4 protein-coding genes are annotated in these 2,073 nt (G+C 64.8%); all 4 read right to left on the bottom strand.

Annotated features, from left to right (window positions below; all coding sequences use genetic code 11):
• Positions 1-212 (bottom strand): FAD-dependent oxidoreductase (locus KIT86_RS24985; RefSeq protein WP_297403426.1); only part of this gene is annotated, 212 nt, incomplete at its 3' end.
• A 4-nt stretch (positions 213-216) separates the two neighbouring features.
• The gene (sdhD, locus tag KIT86_RS24980; protein WP_297403425.1) at positions 217-582 is read right to left on the bottom strand and encodes a succinate dehydrogenase, hydrophobic membrane anchor protein; all 366 of its coding nucleotides are present in this window, start codon (positions 580-582) and stop codon (positions 217-219) included.
• Between the two features lie 49 nt (positions 583-631).
• On the bottom strand, positions 632-1,063 hold the full coding sequence (gene sdhC, locus KIT86_RS24975; RefSeq protein WP_297403424.1) for a succinate dehydrogenase, cytochrome b556 subunit: 432 nt from the start codon (positions 1,061-1,063) through the stop codon (positions 632-634).
• A 158-nt stretch (positions 1,064-1,221) separates the two neighbouring features.
• Positions 1,222-2,019, bottom strand: a complete 798-nt coding sequence (locus tag KIT86_RS24970) for a GntR family transcriptional regulator (protein WP_297403422.1) — start codon at positions 2,017-2,019, stop codon at positions 1,222-1,224.
• Positions 2,020-2,073: the final 54 nt, after the last annotated feature.

Genomic DNA, 2,073 nt, shown 5'->3' with positions numbered 1-2,073 from the left:
TAGTGCCAGTTGTCCTCGTTCATGTTGCCGAGCGAGGCGCCGATGCCGCCCTGGGCAGCCACGGTGTGCGAACGGGTCGGGAACACCTTGGAGAGCACGGCCACCTTGAGGCCGGCGCGCGCGAGTTGCAACGAGGCGCGCATGCCGGAGCCGCCGGCGCCGACGATGACCACGTCAAACTGACGCTTGGGAAGGGATGCGGATGCGGTCATGGCTTCAGAGCCTCCAGAGAACTTGAACAGCCCAGCCCAGGCAGGACAGGAGCCAGACGATGGTGAAGACGTGCAGCACCAGGCGGATGCCAGCGGGCTTGACGTAATCCATCCAGATGTCGCGCATGCCGACCCACACGTGGTAGGCCAGGGCCAGGAAGACGGCGAAGGTCAGGGCCTTCATCCATTGCTTGGCGAAGATGCCGGCCCAGCTCTCGTAGCCGATGGGGCCGCTGATGAACAGCACCTGCAGCAGCACGATCAGGGTGAAGACCGCCATGAGGGCGGCGGTGATGCGCTGCGCGAGCCAGTCGCGCAGGCCATAGTGGGCGCCGGTGACGACGCGCTTGGAACCGTAGTTGACGGACATAAATCAGTTTCCTAGTCAGTGGGTGTCAGAGCGGAAGATCTGACCTCCATCAATACAAACCGAACAGCTTGGCGCCCAGCACCAGCGTCAGGCCGATGCTCAGGACCAGCGTGACGATGGCGGAAGAGCGGCCGAATTCCTTGCTCACGGCGTGGCAGGCGTCCATGTACAGGTGACGGATGCCGGCGATCAGGTGGTGCAGGTAGGCCCAGATGATGGCCAGCACCACGAGCTTGAAGAACCAGCCAGGCACGAAGCCGATGCCAGCGGAGAACGCCGAGCTGAAGCGCTCAAAAGACAGCTCGGACGACACCGAGGTGTCGAACAGCCAGACGATCAGGGGCAGCAGGATGAACATCAGGCCGCCGCTGGCGCGGTGCAGGATCGACACCCAGCCGGCCGGAGGCAGGCGGTAGGTGGTGAGATCCTTGAAGGCGTTGATGTTGCGGAACTCGGGCCGCTTCTTGGTCAACTCGGTCATGGTGGGGCTTTCTTCCGGGGAGGGAGGGGGTCGGGGCGGCTTGGTAACTCGTTGGTAACTAATGCCAAGGCGCGTCAAATTCTATTGCAATGCACCAAACCGCAGTCCGGCACTCGGACGCTCCCCGATATTCCGGGGGGTTGCGGCAAGGTCTGGCATCAGCTCAGCTCGTTGCGGTAGTGGCGGGTGTCGGTGCGGTAGTAGCCGCGTCGCAACTCCATGGGTTCGTCGTTGTAGGTGTAGGCCAGGCGCTCCACGCTCAGCAAGGGATGGCCCGGGGCGATGCCCAGCAGGGTGGCGGTGTCTTCGTCGGCGCTCACGGCCTTGATCTTCTCGACCGCGCGCACCATGCGCACGCCGAACTGCGTCTCAAACAGCGCGTACATCGGGCCCTTGTCTTCGGACAGGGCCTCGATCGTCAGGCCCTTGAAGGGCCCGCCTGGCAGCCAGAGTTCTTCCAGGATGGCAGGGGCGCCGGCGAACGCCAGCACCCGCTTGACCTGCAGCACCGGATCGCCGGTGCGCAGCGCCAGCTGGCGCGCCACTTCCGCTGGCGCTCGCAGGCGGCGGCATTCGACGATGCGGCGTTCGGCCGGCCCCTGGTCCTCCAGCGTGCCGGTATCGGGCAGCAGGCGCAGGAAGCGGTACTGGATGTGTTGCTCGGCATGGGTCGCCACGAAGGTGCCCTTGCCCTGGCGGCGCACCAGCAGGTTGTCGGTGGCGAGTTCGTCGATGGCCTTGCGCACGGTGCCCTGGCTCACACGGAAGCGCGCAGCCAGATCGAACTCGCTGGGGATCATGTCACCAGGTTTCCACTCGCCCGCCTGCAGGCTGCGCAGGATCAGCGTCTTGATCTGCTGGTAGAGCGGGCTGAAGGCCGGCGCGGTGTTCTCGAACACCGCTGCGCCGGTCTCTGCCGGTGTCGCGTCGGAGGGATTCTGGGGTGAGGTGGCCATGCGTTTGCGGGCGCCGCAGCGAGGGCGCTCACAGCTTCAATCATATCTTATATA

Origin of the sequence: Hydrogenophaga sp. (assembly GCF_026125825.1) — a bacterium.
In the GTDB taxonomy this organism is placed as follows: Bacteria; Pseudomonadota; Gammaproteobacteria; order Burkholderiales; family Burkholderiaceae_C; genus Hydrogenophaga.
The sequence above is the reverse complement of the archived record's forward strand: the minus strand, read 5'-3'. Positions and strand labels throughout refer to the sequence as shown.

Coding starts and splice junctions, on each gene's coding strand:
- KIT86_RS24970 (WP_297403422.1), bottom strand. CDS start 2,019: ATGGCCACCTCACCCCAGAATCCCTCCGACGCGACACCGGCAGAGACC.
- sdhD (WP_297403425.1), bottom strand. CDS start 582: ATGTCCGTCAACTACGGTTCCAAGCGCGTCGTCACCGGCGCCCACTAT.
- sdhC (WP_297403424.1), bottom strand. CDS start 1,063: ATGACCGAGTTGACCAAGAAGCGGCCCGAGTTCCGCAACATCAACGCC.